This window comes from Thioclava litoralis, assembly GCF_045278885.1.
Taxonomy (GTDB): Bacteria; Pseudomonadota; Alphaproteobacteria; order Rhodobacterales; family Rhodobacteraceae; genus Thioclava; species Thioclava litoralis.
Genome location: NZ_CP135443.1, coordinates 1,896,047 through 1,913,520 on the forward strand (window position 1 = coordinate 1,896,047; position 17,474 = coordinate 1,913,520).

General features: G+C 61.8%; 18 protein-coding genes. All 18 read left to right on the forward strand.

Going from position 1 to position 17,474, the window contains the following annotated elements:
* The first annotated feature begins 29 nt into the window (after window positions 1-29).
* On the forward strand, window positions 30-2,294 hold the full coding sequence (gene hypF / locus RPE78_RS09260; RefSeq protein ID WP_406720385.1) for a carbamoyltransferase HypF: 2,265 nt from the start codon (window positions 30-32) through the stop codon (window positions 2,292-2,294).
* 210 nt (window positions 2,295-2,504) lie between these two features.
* Window positions 2,505-3,581: a hydrogenase small subunit gene (locus RPE78_RS09265; protein ID WP_339109200.1), complete on the forward strand. Its 1,077-nt coding sequence runs from the start codon at window positions 2,505-2,507 to the stop codon at window positions 3,579-3,581.
* A gap of 2 nt (window positions 3,582-3,583) precedes the next feature.
* Entirely contained in the window at window positions 3,584-5,380 is a 1,797-nt protein-coding gene (locus RPE78_RS09270) for a nickel-dependent hydrogenase large subunit (protein WP_406720386.1), read from the forward strand.
* A gap of 13 nt (window positions 5,381-5,393) precedes the next feature.
* Window positions 5,394-5,588, forward strand: a complete 195-nt coding sequence (locus RPE78_RS09275) for a hypothetical protein (RefSeq protein ID WP_339109202.1) — start codon at window positions 5,394-5,396, stop codon at window positions 5,586-5,588.
* Between the two features lie 3 nt (window positions 5,589-5,591).
* A complete protein-coding gene (cybH, locus tag RPE78_RS09280; RefSeq protein ID WP_339109203.1) occupies window positions 5,592-6,371 on the forward strand; it encodes a Ni/Fe-hydrogenase, b-type cytochrome subunit in 780 nt (259 codons plus the stop codon).
* Between the two features lie 135 nt (window positions 6,372-6,506).
* Window positions 6,507-8,009, forward strand: coding sequence for an FAD-dependent oxidoreductase (locus RPE78_RS09285; RefSeq protein WP_406720387.1), 1,503 nt, complete (start codon window positions 6,507-6,509; stop codon window positions 8,007-8,009).
* Window positions 8,010-8,259: 250 nt separating this feature from the next.
* Entirely contained in the window at window positions 8,260-8,901 is a 642-nt protein-coding gene (locus tag RPE78_RS09290; RefSeq protein ID WP_406720388.1) for a HyaD/HybD family hydrogenase maturation endopeptidase, read from the forward strand.
* Entirely contained in the window at window positions 8,901-9,221 is a 321-nt protein-coding gene (locus RPE78_RS09295) for a HypC/HybG/HupF family hydrogenase formation chaperone (protein ID WP_339109206.1), read from the forward strand. The genes RPE78_RS09290 and RPE78_RS09295 overlap by 1 nt, the downstream gene beginning before the upstream one ends.
* 10 nt (window positions 9,222-9,231) lie before the next feature.
* Window positions 9,232-9,648 (forward strand): hydrogenase accessory protein, encoded by a 417-nt coding sequence (locus tag RPE78_RS09300; RefSeq protein ID WP_339109207.1) that lies wholly within the window; start codon window positions 9,232-9,234, stop codon window positions 9,646-9,648.
* Between the two features lie 4 nt (window positions 9,649-9,652).
* A complete protein-coding gene (locus RPE78_RS09305) occupies window positions 9,653-10,477 on the forward strand; it encodes a hydrogenase expression/formation protein (protein ID WP_339109208.1) in 825 nt (274 codons plus the stop codon).
* 17 nt (window positions 10,478-10,494) lie between these two features.
* Window positions 10,495-11,331 (forward strand): [NiFe]-hydrogenase assembly chaperone HybE, encoded by an 837-nt coding sequence (hybE, locus tag RPE78_RS09310; RefSeq protein WP_339109480.1) that lies wholly within the window; start codon window positions 10,495-10,497, stop codon window positions 11,329-11,331.
* A complete protein-coding gene (locus tag RPE78_RS09315) occupies window positions 11,328-12,212 on the forward strand; it encodes a hypothetical protein (protein WP_406720389.1) in 885 nt (294 codons plus the stop codon). Before hybE ends, RPE78_RS09315 begins: the two co-directional genes overlap by 4 nt.
* Entirely contained in the window at window positions 12,205-12,546 is a 342-nt protein-coding gene (hypA, locus tag RPE78_RS09320) for a hydrogenase maturation nickel metallochaperone HypA (protein ID WP_339109210.1), read from the forward strand. Before RPE78_RS09315 ends, hypA begins: the two co-directional genes overlap by 8 nt.
* Window positions 12,546-13,433, forward strand: a complete 888-nt coding sequence (gene hypB / locus RPE78_RS09325) for a hydrogenase nickel incorporation protein HypB (RefSeq protein ID WP_406720390.1) — start codon at window positions 12,546-12,548, stop codon at window positions 13,431-13,433. The genes hypA and hypB overlap by 1 nt, the downstream gene beginning before the upstream one ends.
* On the forward strand, window positions 13,388-14,914 hold the full coding sequence (locus RPE78_RS09330; protein ID WP_406720391.1) for a sigma-54-dependent transcriptional regulator: 1,527 nt from the start codon (window positions 13,388-13,390) through the stop codon (window positions 14,912-14,914). The genes hypB and RPE78_RS09330 overlap by 46 nt, the downstream gene beginning before the upstream one ends.
* Window positions 14,914-15,204 (forward strand): HypC/HybG/HupF family hydrogenase formation chaperone, encoded by a 291-nt coding sequence (locus RPE78_RS09335; RefSeq protein ID WP_339109211.1) that lies wholly within the window; start codon window positions 14,914-14,916, stop codon window positions 15,202-15,204. The genes RPE78_RS09330 and RPE78_RS09335 overlap by 1 nt, the downstream gene beginning before the upstream one ends.
* Before the next feature lie 7 nt (window positions 15,205-15,211).
* Window positions 15,212-16,348: a hydrogenase formation protein HypD gene (gene hypD / locus RPE78_RS09340; RefSeq protein WP_406721643.1), complete on the forward strand. Its 1,137-nt coding sequence runs from the start codon at window positions 15,212-15,214 to the stop codon at window positions 16,346-16,348.
* A 96-nt stretch (window positions 16,349-16,444) separates the two neighbouring features.
* On the forward strand, window positions 16,445-17,467 hold the full coding sequence (gene hypE, locus RPE78_RS09345; protein WP_406720392.1) for a hydrogenase expression/formation protein HypE: 1,023 nt from the start codon (window positions 16,445-16,447) through the stop codon (window positions 17,465-17,467).
* The last annotated feature ends 7 nt before the right edge of the window (window positions 17,468-17,474 follow it).

Consider the following 17,474-nt stretch of genomic DNA (forward strand, 5'->3'; position numbering starts at 1 on the left):
CACCCCGGGATATTTAGGGCAGCTGGAACATGGAAACAGTCGAGATTCGCGTGCGGGGGCAGGTTCAGGGTGTCGGGTTCCGGCCCTTTGTCTGGCGTCTTGCACAAGAGCTGGGGCTGTCGGGGCATGTTCTGAATGATGCGGGCGGGGTGGTGATCCGTGTGCGTGGTGCGGCGGTGGAGGCTCTGGTTGCGCGGTTGCGGGGCGAGGCTCCTGTGCTGGCGCGGGTCGATCAGGTGGAGGTTTCGCGCTGGCTGGGTGCGTTGGCCGAGGGGTTCGTTATTCTGGCTTCGGAGGCGGGGGCTGTGCGGACGCGGGTGACCCCCGATGCGGCCAGCTGTCCGGACTGCCTGGCGGAGGTGGCCGGAACGGGGCGTCGGGCGGGCTATGCTTTTACCAATTGCACCCATTGTGGCCCGCGATTCTCGATTGTGACGGGGCTGCCCTATGATCGGGCGCAGACGACCATGGCAGCTTTCGCGCTTTGTGCCGATTGCGCGGAGGAATATCGCGACCCTGCCGACCGGCGCTTCCATGCGCAGCCGATTGCCTGCCCTATCTGCGGCCCCAAGGTCTGGTGTGTGCCCGAAGCCGGAGACTGGCTGGCGGCGGCGGCGGCGCGGTTGCGCGCGGGCGAGATTCTGGCGATCAAGGGGTTGGGCGGGTTCCATATTGCGTGTGATGCGGGCAATCCGCAGGCGATTGCACGGTTGCGGGCCCGCAAGCACCGGCCTGCCAAGCCTCTGGCCGTGATGGGGGATCCGGCCATGATCGAGGCGGCCTGTCATGTGAGTGACCCCGAGCGTGCCTTGTTGCGCGATCCTGCCGCGCCGATTGTGGTGTTGACCCTGCGGGCCAGGGCTACGGGTGTGGCGGCCCGCGAACTGGCGCCGGGGCAGGGCTGTCTGGGCTGGATGTTGCCCTATACACCGCTTCATCATCTGCTGGTGGCGGCAACCGGTCGTCCTTTGGTGATGACCTCGGGCAATCCTTCGGGAGAGCCGCAGGTGATTGGCAATGAGGAGGCTTTGGCCAAGCTGGGCGGGATTGTGGATGGTTTTGTGCTGCATGACCGTGCCATTGCGCGCCGTCTGGATGATTCTGTCGAGCGGATGACCCCGCAGGGGCCGATGGTGCTGCGTCGGGCGCGCGGGCGGGTGCCCGATGTGCTGGATCTGCCCGAAGGGTTCCGGGAGGGGCCGCAGGTGATTGCCTATGGCGGGCAGATGAAAGGCGCGATCTGTCTGGTGCGCGAGGGGCAGGCGCTTTTGGGGCACCATCTGGGAGATCTGGACAATGCCCTCAATATCGCGGCGTTCGAAGCGGCGGATCGGGATTATCGCGCCTTGTTCGAGCATTCCCCCGATCTGGTGGCGGTCGATCTGCATCCGGAGTTTCGTGCGACACGGTATGGCGAGGCGCGGGCGCAGGCGGAGGGGGTGGGGCTGGTCCGCGTGCAGCATCATCATGCGCATCTGGCGGCCTGTCTGGCGGAAAACGGCTGGGCGCGGCTGGCGGGGCCTGTGGCGGGGATCGTGCTTGACGGGTTGGGGCTGGGCGAGGATGGCCATATCTGGGGCGGCGAGATTTTGCTGGGCGAGTATGCCACCTGTCAGCGGGTGGCACATCTGTCGCAGGTGCCGCTGCCCGGTGGGGATCGGGCCAGCCGCGACCCTTGGCGCAATCTTCTGGCCCAGCTGGACCATGCGGGGCTGGGCGCGCTGGCGGATCTGCTGCTGTCGGGGCAGCCTTTGGCCCTGTTGCGGCAGGCGATGGCGAAAGGGCTGAATGCGCCGTCCTGCTCGTCTGCCGGACGGCTGTTCGATGCGTTCGCGGCCGCTTTGGGATTTGCGGGCTCGCAGAGCTTTGAAGGCGAGGCCGCGATGGGGCTGGAGGCTTTGGCGCGCAAGGCGCTGCAGGACGGAGGGGTCTGCGACGGCTATCCGTTCGGGGCGGGCGAAGAGATAGATACGCGCCCTCTCTGGCAGGCGTGGGCCCAAGACCGCGCCCGTGCCGTGCCGCCCGAGATCATGGCGCTCCGGTTCCATCGCGGATTGGCGCAGGCCTTCGCGCAGCGGGCCAGCGATCTGGTGCGCGCGGGACGGGCGCAGGCGGTCGCGCTGTCGGGGGGCTGTTTGCAAAACACCGTGTTGCAGGACGAGCTTGTGGCCGCCTTGGCGGGCGTGCCGGTTTTGCTGCATCATAAGGTTCCGGCCAATGACGGCGGATTGGCCTTGGGGCAGGCGGTGATTGGCATGGCGCGGGCAATGGGTGAAAGCCAAGCTGCCAGATAGGCGGGGAGTTGGTAGTCAAGTGACCGATCAATCCTGCGTCCTATATGGATATTTTTGACCAACCGTATGAAAATAAATCATAAAACGGACCTGTGACATTTTGTCATTTTCCGCGGGCCTTGGCCCGTCCGCCTGTGGCATCCAATGGCATACCACGCGCGGTGCGGGCTTTGGCCCCATCCCGCAGCCAGGCACCAGGGAGGGAAGGTCTTGTCCTCGATCGAGACATTCTACGACGTTATGCGCCGTCAGGGGATCACCCGGCGCAGTTTCATGAAATACTGCTCGCTCACCGCAGCGGCTTTGGGGCTGGGGCCGTCTTTCGTGCCCAAGATCGCCCATGCGATGGAAACCAAACCGCGGACGCCGGTGATCTGGGTGCACGGGCTGGAATGCACCTGCTGTTCGGAGAGCTTCATCCGCTCGGCGCACCCGCTGGCCAAGGATGTCGTGCTGTCGATGATCTCGCTCGATTATGACGACACGCTGATGGCGGCCGCAGGTCATGCCGCCGAAGCCGCCCTGCAAGACACGATCGAGAAATACAAAGGCAACTACATCCTCGCGGTCGAGGGGAACCCGCCGCTGAATGAAGACGGGATGTATTGCATCATCGGCGGCAAGCCCTTCACCGAGCAGCTCAAACATGCCGCCCAGCATGCCAAGGCGATCATCAGCTGGGGGGCCTGTGCCTCCTATGGCTGTGTGCAGGCCGCCGCCCCCAACCCGACCCGTGCGACCCCCGTGCACAAGGTCATCACCGACAAGCCGATTATCAAGGTTCCGGGCTGCCCGCCCATCGCCGAGGTCATGACCGGTGTTATCACCTATATGCTTACTTTCGACCGGCTCCCCGAGCTGGATCGTCAGGGGCGGCCGGCGATGTTTTATTCGCAGCGTATCCATGACAAGTGCTATCGCCGGCCGCATTTTGACGCAGGGCAGTTCGTCGAACATTGGGACGACGAGAACGCCCGCAAAGGCTATTGCCTCTACAAGATGGGCTGTAAGGGCCCGACGACCTATAACGCCTGTTCCACCGTGCGCTGGAATGATGGCGTGAGCTTCCCGATCCAGTCGGGCCACGGCTGTATCGGCTGTTCGGAAGACGGGTTCTGGGATCAGGGGTCTTTCTATGACCGGCTGACCAATATCAAGCAATTCGGGATCGAGGCCAATGCCGATAAGGTCGGTGGTGTGGCCGCAGGCGTTGTCGGTGCCAGCGTGGCCGTGCATGCCGCCGTCTCCGCGCTCAAGCGCGCCCAGAAGAAAAACGAGGAAGTCTGAGCATGAGCGTTCTCAATACTCCCAACGGCTATGCCATGGACAATTCGGGCAAGCGGATTGTTGTGGACCCCGTCACCCGTATCGAAGGCCATATGCGCTGCGAAGTGAACGTGGACGAGAATGGCGTCATCCGGAATGCTGTCTCGACCGGCACCATGTGGCGCGGTCTGGAAGTGATCCTGAAGGGGCGTGACCCGCGGGATGCATGGGCCTTCACCGAGCGCATCTGTGGTGTCTGCACCGGCACCCATGCGCTGACCTCCTGCCGCGCGGTGGAAGATGCGCTGGGGATCCAGATCCCCGATAACGCCAACTCCATCCGCAACCTGATGCAGCTGGCATTGCAGATCCACGACCATATCGTGCATTTCTATCACCTGCATGCGCTGGATTGGGTCAACCCCGTCAATGCGCTCAAGGCCGATCCGAAGGCGACGTCGGAGCTGCAGCAGATGGTGTCTCCCAGCCATCCGTTGTCATCTCCCGGCTATTTCCGTGACGTGCAGAACCGGCTGAAGAAATTTGTCGAAAGCGGACAGCTTGGGCTGTTCAAGAACGGCTATTGGGACAATCCCGCCTATAAACTGCCGCCCGAGGCGGATCTGATGGCGACCACCCACTATCTGGAGGCGCTGGATCTTCAGAAAGAGGTGGTGAAGCTGCACACCATCTTCGGTGGCAAGAACCCGCATCCCAACTGGCTGGTGGGCGGCGTGCCGTGCCCGATCAATATCGATGGCGTGGGCTCGGTGGGGGCGATCAACATGGAACGCCTCAACCTTGTGAAATCGATCATCGACAAGGGGCTGGAATTCAACCGCAATGTCTACATCCCCGATGTGATCGCGATTGGCGGCTTCTACAAGAGCTGGCTCTACGGGGGCGGCCTGTCGTCGCAATCCTGTCTGGCCTATGGCGATATTCCCGAGCATCCGAATGATTTCTCGCCCGAGCAGCTGCATCTGCCGCGCGGCGCGATCATCAACGGCAATCTGAACGAAGTGCTGGATGTCGATCCGCGCGATCCCGAACAGGTGCAGGAATTCGTTGACCACTCGTGGTATGAATATGGCGAGCCGGGCAAGGGTCTGCATCCTTGGGATGGCGAGACCAATCCGAAATTCGAACTCGGTCCCAATGCCAAAGGCACCAAGACCAATATCGAAGAGCTGGATGAGGGCGCCAAATACAGCTGGATCAAGGCTCCGCGCTGGAAGGGCCATGCGATGGAGGTGGGGCCGCTTGCGCGCTACATCATCGGTTATGCCAAAGGGCATGAGGACATCAAGGGGCAGGTCGATGGCCTGCTGTCCAAGATGGATCTGCCGTTTGATGCGGTCTTCTCGACGCTGGGCCGGACTGCGGCACGGGCGCTGGAATCCGAATACTGCTCGCGTTTGCAGCTGCATTTCTATGACAAGCTGATCAACCGCATCAAATCGGGCGACCAGTCGACCGCCAATATCGAGAAATGGGACCCGAGCACCTGGCCGAAAGAGGCCAAGGGTGTGGGCATGACCGAGGCCCCGCGCGGCGCGCTTGGCCACTGGATCAAGATCAAGGATGGCCGCATCGAGAACTATCAATGCGTGGTGCCCACCACCTGGAACGGTTCGCCCCGTGACAGCAAGGGGAATATCGGCGCGTTCGAGGCCTCGCTGATGAACACCCCGATGGAACGCCCCGAGGAGCCGGTCGAATTGCTGCGCACGCTGCATTCCTTCGACCCCTGCCTCGCCTGTTCGACCCATGTGATGTCGAATGACGGGCAAGAGCTGACCACGGTCAAAGTGCGCTAAGGGAGGGATCATTATGAAACGTCTGGCAATTCTGGCTGCATTTGCAGCGACCGCGACACCGGCACTGGCCCATCCGGGCCACCCGACGGCCCCCGGCCCCTTCGGGCATGAAATCGCGCATCTTCTGATGGCGGCGGTTGCTGTAGGGGCGGTCTATCTGGTGCTGGAAGCTGTGCGGAAGGTCTTTGGCAAGTCCAAGGAGGACTGAGTCATGGCCGACAAGCATATCCACCAGCCTGCGGTCGATGCGTCGGAGATCATGCCCGGCGCACGGCTGACCGGTGATGCGACGGCGGCGGATCTTGAATCGATCCGTCGGCAGAATTCGGTCTATGTTTACGAGGCGCCGGTGCGCCTGTGGCACTGGACCAATGCGGCCTGCATCATCGTTCTCTGCGTCACGGGCTATTTCATCGGTGCGCCGCTGCCTTCGATGCAGATCGACGAGGCCTATAACCAGTTCGTCATGGGCTATATCCGTTTCGCGCATTTCGCAGCGGCCATGATCGTGACGGTCGGCTTTTTCGGACGGCTCTACTGGGCAATGGTGGGCAATCACCATGCCAGACAGATGTTCTATGTCCCGATCCTCAACATGCATTTCTGGAAAGAGGTCATGTTCGAGATCCGCTGGTATCTGTTCCTTGAAAACAAGCCGAAGAAATATGTGGGCCATAACCCCTTGGCGCAGCTTGCGATGTTTTTCTTCATCACCATCGGGCTGACCTTCATGCTGGTCACCGGCTGGGCGCTTTATGCCGAAGGCGCTGGTCAGGGGTCACTGCCTGACACGCTGATGGGCTGGGTGCTTGGCCTTGTGCAGAACAGCCAGCGTCTGCACACGCTGCATCACCTTGGTATGTGGGCGATCATCATTTTCATGATCATCCATATCTATGTCGCGATCCGCGAAGACATCATGTCGCGCCAGTCTATGGTCTCGACCATGATTTCGGGGCACCGGACCTTCAAGGATGACGAGGTAGAGTAATTTAAATAAATAATTTCATTATGTTGAAAGGCGTTGGAGGTGGTGCTCCGGCGCCTTTCATTGTTGTGAGGGCCGCTGCGGGAACGTGGGCGGCCGCTTCGCGTTGAGGGAGAAACGTATTTCAGGAGGAGCATCATGGAAGACCAACCCGATTTCAAGGCAGGCATCCGTTTTGACACGCTTGAAGAGAACCAGCCGCTCACGGGGAGTTTCGGTAATCAGGAGGTGACGGTGGTGCGTCAGGGGCAGCAGGCCTATGCCGTCTCCGCCCGTTGCACCCATCTTGGGGCCGATCTGGGCACGGGGCTTGTTGCCGAGGGCGAAATCCGCTGTCCGTTCCACCATGCCCGTTTCGATCTTCGGACCGGCGAGGCGACAGGTGCTCCGGCGATCACGCCGCTCGGCTGCTTTCAGGTCGAAATTGCCGATGGCCTCCTGCGGGTGACAGGAAAGCGTACGCCCGCCGCAGAGCCGCAGGGCGCGGCTCCGAAAGAGAAGATCGTCATTATCGGGGCGGGCGCCGCAGGGCATGCTCTGGCCGACCGCTTCGTGACGGCGGGGCAGGGGGCAAAGGTGACCCTGATCTCCGAGGATGCCGAGGCCCCTTATGATCGCACCTTCGTGTCCAAGCAGGTTCTGTCAGGAATGAAGGCACCCGAGGCGGCGGCGCTGCCTTTTGCCCATCCGCACAATCCGCAACCCGTGCTGCTCCGGGGGATCAGCGCCCGCAAGATCGACAGGCAGGCCAGACAGGTGCATCTGTCCGATGGTCAGATCCTTGAATATGACAGTCTCGTGCTGGCCACGGGGGCGGTGCCTGTCCGTCCGGATTTCGAGGGGGCGGATCATGCCGCGGTCTTCACGCTGCGCACCCTGTCGGATGCCCGCGCGATCATGGCGCGGGCGGAGACGGCGCGCTCGGTCGTGGTGCTTGGCTCGTCTTTCATCGGGTTGGAGGCGGCAGGGGCGCTGGCCGTAGAGGGGCGTAAAATCCATGTGGTGACCCGGGATCAGGTACCTATGGAAAAAACGCTGGGGCGCGAAATCGGACACTTCGTGCAGCGCCAGCATGAGAGTGACGGGGTCGCGTTTCATCTGGGCACCACGCTGACCGCTTTCGACGGGGCGCAGGTGACGCTGGAAAACGGCCATCGGCTCGAGGCCGATCTGGTGATTTTGGGCATCGGCGTTGCCCCCGATCTGACGCTTGCCAAAGAAGCAGGGCTGGATCTGGCCGAGAAGGAGAACGGCGTTCTGGTGGATGCGCAGTTCCGCAGCTCCGATCCGGCCATTTTCGCAATCGGTGACATCGCGAATTATCCGGCATGTGATGGGTCGGGGCGGTTGCGGATCGAGCATTGGGCCCATGCGGCGGATCAGGGCGCGCATCTTGCCGTCTATCTCATGGGCCAGACCGATCAGCCTTTCGACCGTATCCCGTTTTTCTGGACCAAGCAGGGCGATGCGCAGTTGCGCTATGTCGGGCATGGGGTTCCGTCGCAGGGCGTGCGGGTGGATGGCGATCTGGCCGAGAAAGATTTCGCAGCCCATATTCGCGGCAGTTTCCTGCATGGCGCGCTTTTGACCTGCAACCGTGATATGGAGGCCCTGCAAACAGAACGCGACTGGGAGGCGTGACTCTTTTCGGGTGAATTGGCCTCTTATGCTATGGAAGCCACCTGTCCTTACTGTCGCTTAAAGTGGATAGGTGGCTTCCATTATTCATGCATCCTTTTTGTATTATATTCTATATTATCTATTAAATTCAGTCATATGCTATAAGAATACTTTTTTTCATGAAGTGCTCTGTTTTTGATCATCGCTTGTCTATGGTCATTCTATGACCGGAGGCGAAAGGCCTCTTGCCAGCAGGCGAAAGGAGCACGCCATGCAAGCCGATAAAACCAAGGTCCCGCAGAATATTCTGGTATTGGGCATCGGGAATGTGCTCTGGGCGGATGAAGGATTTGGCGTGCGCTGCGTCGAAACCATGGCCCAGACCTATTCCGTTCCGGCGAATGTCCGTTTGATGGATGGCGGAACGCAGGGGCTGTATCTGCTGCCGTTCCTTGAGGAATGTGATGCGCTGATCGTGTTTGATGCCGTTGATTTCGGGCTGGAACCCGGCATGATGGTGACCCTGCGCGACAAGGACGTGCCCGCCTTTATGGGGGCGAAAAAGATGAGTCTGCACCAGACCGGTTTTCAGGATGTGCTGGCGACCGCCGAGCTGATGGGCTACGCGCCCGCATATCTGACCCTGATCGGCTGTCAGCCCGAAGAGATCGAGGATTACGGCGGCGGTCTGCGGCAGGTGGTATCCGACCAGATCCAGCCCGCTATCGCTGAATGTATTCGCGAATTGCAACGCTGGGATATTGCGGTCGTGCCCGGCCGGACCGATAGCGAGGATCTGGCCGATGTCTCGATCCAGCGCGGTGCCTATGAGAACGGACGTCCCGATGAGGACGAGGCCTGCCGTATCGGCGATCACCGCTTCTTTCCCTCGGCGGCCAAGGTGCGCGCCTGATGTGCGTCGGTATTCCGCTGCAGTTGATCGCGCGCGAAGGCATCCGCGGTGACGTGATCGAGGAAGGGCAGCCGCAGGTGATCGACCTGTCGCTGACCCCCGAAGCACAGCCCGGTGACTGGTTGCTGGTGTTTCTGGGGGCCGCGCGCGAGGTGATCTCTGCCGATGAGGCCGCCAAGATCGCCGCGGCGCTCGAGGGGTTGCGCGCCTTGATGGCGGGCGGCGATCTGGGCGCGGCTTTTGCCGATCTCGAAGCCCGCAGCCCCGAACTTCCCCCGCATCTGGCTGCCGCTGCCGCGCAGGGCCGCAAAACCGCCTGAAGGACCGATAATGCACGATTTTGTAATGCCTAGTGACGCGAAGCCCTCGGGGGAAATCCATCCTCTGGTGCAGCGTTTGAGTAACGAGTTCTCTTATCCCCGTCTGGCCACTCTGGAAGCGGTGGCCGATTTTACCGCGCAGGAGGGGGTGCATTGCCTCTTTGTGCCGGGGGATTCCAAGCGCAATCTGGAAACGCCAGATGCGGCGGTTGTGCTGCCCGAATTGCGTATGGCGTTCCAGAACCTGTTCGACTGTGCGGTGATCGATGATGCCATCGAGGCCGAGCTGCGCCAACAGACCCGCGCGCTGAAGACGCCGGGCTTTTTGTTCTATCGCGATGGTGTCTATCTGGGGGCTATCGAGAAAATCCGCGACTGGGATGACTATATTGCCCGCACTTCGCATATCCTTGATCTGAAAGGCTGATCTCATGGTGAACAATTTCCATCTGCCGCCGATGGGCTTCGGTCCCGGGTCACAGGAAACCGGCGAGGAGCTGGAATATATGGAGCTGCCCTCGGGCATGCGCACCTATTCCGCGCATATGCCCGAGGTCGATGATCCTTCCGCGATGAGCCCCGCCTTGAAGACGCTGGCCGATATTGCCACAGCCGTCGAGGCCTGCGCCAAGGGGGGGATGGCCAGCTTTGACCTGTCGGGGCTGGATGCGGCCAACCGTGCGCTGATCGCCGAGACGATGGGGCAGGGGGAAGTGGCCATGAAAATCCGTGGCATCCCCGCCCTGATGGTGCAGGAAAGTGTCTTTGCGGGGGTCTGGTCCGTGGCCGGATCGGGTGTGGACCGGATCGAGATCGGGCCGGTGCCGTCGGTGTCGATGACCCGTGCGTTCGAGCCGTTCCGCGAAGGGCAGGGGCCGCAGGCACAGCGCCCGAATGGCGTGGTCAACGCGCCCGCTCTGGTGGCCGAGCTTTACGACAAATCCGAAAGCTATAAGGGCGGTATGCCGCATGTGGTCAATCTGACGCTGCTGCCGCATACCGAAGAGGATCTGCTCTGGCTGGATCGGGTGCTGGGCGAAGGGGCGGTTACCATTCTGTCGCGGGGCTACGGAAATTGCCGGATTACCGCCACAGCCTTGCGCCATGTCTGGCGTGTGCAGTTTTTCAACTCGATGGACACGCTTATTCTGGACACGTTCGAGGTGACCGATATGCCCGAAGTGGCTCTTGCCGCACCGGAAGATCTGGAAGACAGCGCCGACCGTATCCGCGAAGTGCTGGAGGCGATCAGATGAGCGCGGATGTTGCACAAGTGACAGGGTTTGAAGGCAGTTATATGGGCGCGCATGACCGGATTTCCGATCAGGCGTTGATGGAATGCAAGATCTGCTGGTCAACCTATGATCCGGCAATCGGCGATGATTTCCGGCAGGTCTTGCCCGGAACGCCGTTCAATGCGCTGCCAGAAGACTGGAAATGTCCGAATTGCGATGCGCCCAAAGCCCAGTTCATGGTCCGCGAGGACCCCGGCGCGCCGCTGATGATCGAGCAGCGCCGGATCGACGAGCATGTTCGAAATCTGACAGCCGATTTTCGCGAGATCTGGAATTCGACCATGCGCGACGTGCCGCTGTCGAATAAGGCGCTTTCGGTCGAGGCCGTGGGGTTCCGCCCCTATGAAGGACGCGCTTTGGGGGTGCTGTTCAGCCCGTGGTTCATGAACCTGATCCTTCTTCCGGGCGCAGGCGAGGATTGGTCCGATCTGGTTCCCGGGGCCAAAGAAATGGTGGAATTTCCGTCCGGCTGCTATGAGTTCATCCATAACAAGCGGGACCTGACGGGGGGCTATAAAGCCTGTTCGCTGTTCTCTCCGATGGAGGAATTCCAGACCCAGATGCAGGCGCGCGAGGTGGCACAGGCCATCATGGCGGAGCTGTTCAAGGAAGAGAACCGCGCGGAGACGGACCGCAAGTCAGAGATCCGCGCGACCCGCGAGGCCGAGCTGGCAGAGAAAGAGGCAGAAGCCGAGACCGGCGGCGCGGAATTCGCGCAGCTCTCCGAAGACGGCGTCGCCGAACTGGCCACACCATCGCGGCGTCAGTTGATCTCGGGGGGGCTTGCATCGGAGCCCGCGAAGGAGACGGAATGAAACAGGTTTTGGGCATAGGTCTGGAGCGACGTGGCGAGATGATTGCCCCGCGTTTGCGTCTGCCTGCGCCCATCTCTGTGGGGGCCATGATGCGGGGGCGCGACCCCGAGGCCGCAGCCCAGATGATGGGGCGACTGTTCAATCTGTGCGGGGCGGCGCAGTCGCAGGCGGTGCGGCTGTCTTTGGGGCTGCCGGCCGATATGTCAGACACCCGACACGAGATCCTGCGCGACCACCTTGCAAAGCTTTTTCTGTTCTGGCCCAAGGCATTGGGGCACGCGCCGCAAGCCCTGCCCGATGGGTGGGCACAGGGCGGGCCTGCATTGCTGCACCATTTGTGGGGCCGTGGCGAAATTACCGATCTGGCGGCTTGGCTTGTCTCGGGGCAGGGGGTGTCGCCCCTGATGGCGGGGATCGATGCGGCATTTGCCCCGCATGAGGCCGAGGCGCGGGTGGCTGATCTGTTCGACCCGATGCTGAAGATGGCGCAGGAAAATTCGCCCGCCGGTCGTGTGGCGTTCCATCCGCTGATGAAACAGGCAGAAGAGACGCGGGGGCGCGGTCCTTTGTGGCGGGCGCTGGGGCGGCTTGTGGATCTGACGCGGGTCGTGACCCGCCCTGCGGCACCGGTGCTGCGCCCTGATAATACCGCGCTGGTCGAGGCCGCGCGCGGGGTTTATGCGCTGCGCGGACAGCTTTCGGGCGGCGTGGTGAGCGCGGTGGAGCGTGTGACGCCCACCGATCACCTGCTCGCTCCGGGCGGTGCGCTCGAGCTGTCGCTGGCCACATTGCCTTGGCGGAAAGCTGGGCTTGCCGCTTTGGTTGTGGATATTCTGGACCCTTGCGTGGCGGTCGAGATCGAGGGGGTGTCGCATGCATGAGATGTCGATTGCCGAAGGAATCCGCTCCGTGGTGGAAGACGCCGCCCGTGCCAATGGGGTGACACAGATCACCAAGCTACGCCTTGAGATCGGGCGCTTTGCCGGTGTGGAAAAGCACGCACTGGAATTTGCGTTCGACGTGGTTATGCGTGGCAGCCCTGCCGAGGGTGCGGTACTTGAAATCATTGATCTTCCCGGTCGGGCGATGTGCTACGATTGTATGGAAGAGGTGGAGATTATGGATCGTCTAGACCCATGCCCGCGCTGCGGGGGCGGCAAGTTGATGCCGCAGGGGGGCGACGAGATGCGGATTAAAGATATGGAGGTGGCGTGATGTGCACGGTGTGCGGTTGTAGCGGCCATTCGGTCGAGGATGAATTCAAGGCGCATCTGGCAAAGCAGGGCCAGCAACTGGCCAGGGGGCAACTGCCTTTCGATCTGCCGAAAGGGGTGCCCACCAGACCTATGGCGCAGCCGCAAGCTGCGCGTCAGGTGGTCAGCGACGGCCTTGATATCCATTGCGGACATGGTGCCGCGGGCGTTGAGGTGCCGGGCTTCTCGCAGGCGCGCCTGATTGAAATCGAGACGGACATATTGTCCAAAAACAATGATTTTGCCGCGAAAAACCGTGCATATCTGGCGCAGAATGGCATTTTTGCGACAAATCTGGTTTCGTCGCCGGGTTCGGGGAAAACCACGCTTTTGTGTCGCACGATCGAGATGTTGGGCGACCAGCCTCTGGCGGTGATCGAAGGTGACCAGCAGACCACCAATGATGCCGACCGTATCCGCGCCACCGGCGCGCAGGCGATTCAGGTCAATACCGGCAAAGGCTGCCATCTGGATGGTAAGATGGTCGACACCGCGCTGGGGCGGCTTGCGCTTGCCGAAAACGCGCTTCTGTTTATCGAGAATGTCGGCAATCTGGTCTGTCCTGCGGCCTTTGATCTGGGCGAGGATGCCAAAGTGGCCATTCTTTCGGTCACCGAGGGTGAGGACAAGCCTCTGAAATATCCCGATATGTTCACGGCTGCCAAGATCGCGCTTCTGAATAAGGTGGATCTGGCCCCCCATTGTGATGTCGATCTGGATCTCTACGAGGCCAATCTGCGCCGTGTGAACCCCGATCTGATCATTCTGCGCGTTTCGGCCCGCACGGGCGAGGGAATGGCGGCATGGCTGGACTGGCTGAAGGCGGGATTGGCCCGCAAGGCGCGCTGATGGCGCGCGCCCCTTTGCCCTCCATTCTGCTGGTCGATGACGAGCCGCATTCGCTGACGGCGATGAAACTTGCGCTTGAGGACGAGTTCGAGATTTTCACCGCTCCGGATGCGTCGGTCGCGCTGGACGTGCTGGAAAACGAATGGATTCAGGCGATTTTATGTGACCAGCGCATGCCGGGGCGGACGGGGGTGGATTTCCTGACCGAGGTGCGCGAGCGTTGGCCCGAAACCGTGCGGATGATGATCACCGGCTATACCGACAGCAATTCGATGGTGGCGGCGATCAATGATGCGGGCGTGCATCAGTTCATTGCCAAACCGTGGCATCCCGAACAGCTTTTGATGGCGGTACGCAATGCGGTGAAGCTGTTCCATCTTGCGCGTGACAACGAGCGGATGCAGCTCGAGATGCGCTTTCTGTCCAGCACATCCGAAAGCCGTCTGGAAAAGCGTCGCCGTGCCCTGCGCGAAGGGATGGGCTTTGAAACCATCCTGCGCAGCCCCAATTCCGCGATGAATGATGCGGTGGCGATTGCGCGCCAATATGCCAGTTTCGACATTCCGGTTTTGCTGACGGGCGAGGCGGGCACTGGCAAGGCGCAACTGGCCCGCGCGATGCATTATGGCAGCCTGCGGTCGGAAAAGCCGTTTTATGAATTCAATCTGGCGGGCCTGCCGGAAGATCTGGCCATGGTGGAACTTTTCGGGGCCAAGCGCGGTGTCTTGCCGGGCGGGGTGAACCGCATCGGGCTCATGCAGAAAGCGGATCGCGGCACGCTCTACCTTTCGGGGATCGAGGAAGCCTCGCCTGCGATGCAACTGGCCTTGCTGCGTGTGCTGTCCGAAGGGTCCATCACACCGGTGGGCGGGCAGGAAACGGTGGGCACCAATCTGCGGCTGATCTGTGGCGCGGGTGTGGATCTGCGTTCGCGTGTGGCCGAGGGCGGGTTCCGCACCGATCTTTACTATGCGCTGTCAGTAGGCGAGATCGGGCTTTTGCCGTTGCGGGCGCGACGTGGCGATGTGGCCATGCTGGCGCAGCATCTTCTGGCCGAGGCGGCCTCGACCCATTCCAAGCCTGTCATGGGCTTTGACGCGGCGGCGCTGGAATTTCTGGAAAACTACGACTGGCCGGGGAATCTGCGCGAACTGACCAACGAGGTCACGCGTATGCTGATCTTTGCGCAGGAAAACGTGCTGGGGGCCGAGCTGATCTCGCGCCATATCCTGCAGGCTGTGCCTTCGGATGAGGGGGCGGATCGTGCGGCGGAAGAAGACGCGCTACAGGCCAGCGGGCAGTTGAAAGACCGGATCGAATTGATGGAGATGCGGATCCTGCGCGAGACGCTGACCCGCCATCGCTGGAACAAAAGCCGTGCGGCCTCCGAGCTGGGCCTGAGCCGTGTGGGTCTGCGGGCCAAACTCGACCGTTACGGAATAATGGGGCCGTCAGCCCGTATGGATGAGGAGGAAGACTGATGTGTCTGGGCATTCCGGGACAGATCGTCGAGATCACCGATGAGGCGCGTATGATGGCGCTGGCCGAAGTGTCGGGCGTGCGGCGCGCGGTCAATGTGGCCTGTATTGCCGATGGTCCTTTGCAGGGGCTGATCGGGGAATGGGCGCTGATCCATGTGGGCTTCGCTATGGCGAAGATCGACGAGGACGAGGCCGCGCAGACTTTGGCCGCCCTGCATGAGCTGGGCGAGACGCAGGAGGCGCTGGAACAGATGGCAGCCGGCGATGCGGCGCTGGAAGGGCGGGTGTAAGATGGCGCTGAAATTTGCCTCTGAATTCCGCGACCCGAAACTGGCGCGCGCATTGCTTTCGGCGATTGCCGAGAAGGCCGATGCGATAGGTGCCACCCGCGAAAAGCCCGTGCATATCATGGAGATCTGCGGCGGGCATACGCATTCGATCTTTCGCTACGGGCTGGACAAGCTGATCCATGAGGGCATCGAGTTCATTCATGGTCCGGGCTGTCCGGTTTGCGTGCTGCCGCGTGCGCGGGTCGATGAATGTATCGAACTGGCCGAGCGCCCCGAGGTGATCTTCACCACCTTCGGCGATGCGATGCGGGTGCCCGGGTCGACGAAGTCGCTCATTCAGGCCAAGGCCGATGGGGCCGATATCCGCATGGTCTATAGCCCCCTTGATGCGCTGGAACTGGCGCGGCGCAATCCCGACCGCGAGGTGGTGTTTTTCGGGCTGGGGTTTGAAACCACTACGCCCTCCACCGCGCTGGCGATCCAGCAGGCAGCGCGTGAGGGGCTTCCGAATTTCACCGTCTTCTGCAACCATATCACCGTGCCCGAACCCATCAAGGCGCTGCTCGATGACCCCTATATGATGCTTGACGGCTTTATCGGGCCGGGCCATGTGTCGATGGTGATCGGCATCCACCCCTATGATTTTATTGCGCAAGATTATGGCAAGCCGATCGTGGTGGCAGGCTTTGAACCCACCGATCTTCTGCAATCGGTGCTGATGGTGCTGACCCAGATCGAACAAGGCCAACCGCGCGTAGAAAACCAATATGGTCGCGTGGTGCCCGAAAATGGCAATCCGGTCTCGTTGGCTGCCATCGAGGATGTTTATGAAAAACGCCCCTCGTTTGAATGGCGGGGCTTGGGCGAAATCGATGCCTCGGGTCTGCGGATCCGCCCTGCCTATCGCGCCTATGACGCCGAAGAGAAATTCGGCATCGGCTATGCGGTGGGTCGCCGAGAGGTGCCGGAAGTCGAGGGCTGTGCCTGTGGTCAGGTCATGACGGGCCGGATCAAACCGACCCAATGCCCGCAATTCGGCAAGGGCTGCACACCGGAAACCGCCCTCGGCGCGCTGATGGTCAGCTCGGAAGGCGCCTGCGCGGCCTATTGGCAATATGGCGGCGCCCGTTCGGCGGCAGAATAACCGAAATCATAGGCGGCATCGGAGGCAAGGCCTCCGGCGGCGCAAGCGGGGCTCGATGCCCCGTTGGGCCGCAGCCCCCCTCAAAGGACAAGACTTATGGCACTAAGAGGCGAACGCGTCACCTTGGCACATGGCGGCGGTGGCCGCGCAATGCGCGACCTGATCGAGGAAATTTTCACCTCCGCCTTCGCCCCTCCCGGCATGGAGGATCAGGCCCGCTTGATGACAGACGCCCTGCGCGAACCGGGCGCGCGACTTGCCTTCACCACCGATGGCTTCGTCGTCACCCCTTTGGAGTTTCCGGGCGGTGATATCGGCAAGCTCGCTATCTGCGGTACGGTCAATGACCTCGCCGTGGGCGGGGCAAAGCCGCTCTGGCTTTCGGCCGCCTTCGTGATCGAGGAAGGCACCGAATTCGCCCTTCTGCGCCGCATCGTGGCGACCATGGCGCACGAGGCCGAGGCTGCAGGCGTGCGCATCGTGACAGGCGATACCAAGGTCGTCGAACGCGGCGCCTGCGATGGCGTTTTCATCACCACCTCCGGCATCGGCGTGATCCCCGCTTCCCGCGATATGGCGGCCTCCCATGTTCGCGCGGGCGATGTGGCTATCGTCAACGGGGTGCTGGGCGACCACGGCGCAACCATCCTCGCGGCCCGTGGCGATCTGGCGCTGTCTTCGGCGATCGAGAGCGATTGCGCCGCCCTTGGTCACCTGATGGAGGCCGCTCTTACCGCAGCACCTCAGGCTCGAGCCGCCCGCGATCTGACCCGAGGCGGGCTGGCCTCCGCCCTGAATGAAATCGCCGAAGAGGCGGGTTGTGGCATCGTCATCGAGGAAGACGCCCTTCCGCTCCGCGCCGAGGTCGTCGGCATGTGCGAGATCTTGGGGCTCGACCCCCTCTACCTCGCCAATGAGGGGCGTCTGGTGCTCTTTGCGCCCGAAGAACAAGCCGAGGCCGCGCTTGCCGCCATGCAGGCCCTGCCCGAAGGCAAGGGTGCCGCGATCATCGGGCGGGCCGTGGCAGACCATGCGGGCCAAGTGCGGATGCGCACCGCATTCGGCGGCACCCGCATCGTGGATATGCTGGTGGGCGAGCAGCTGCCCCGTATTTGCTAAGCGCGTC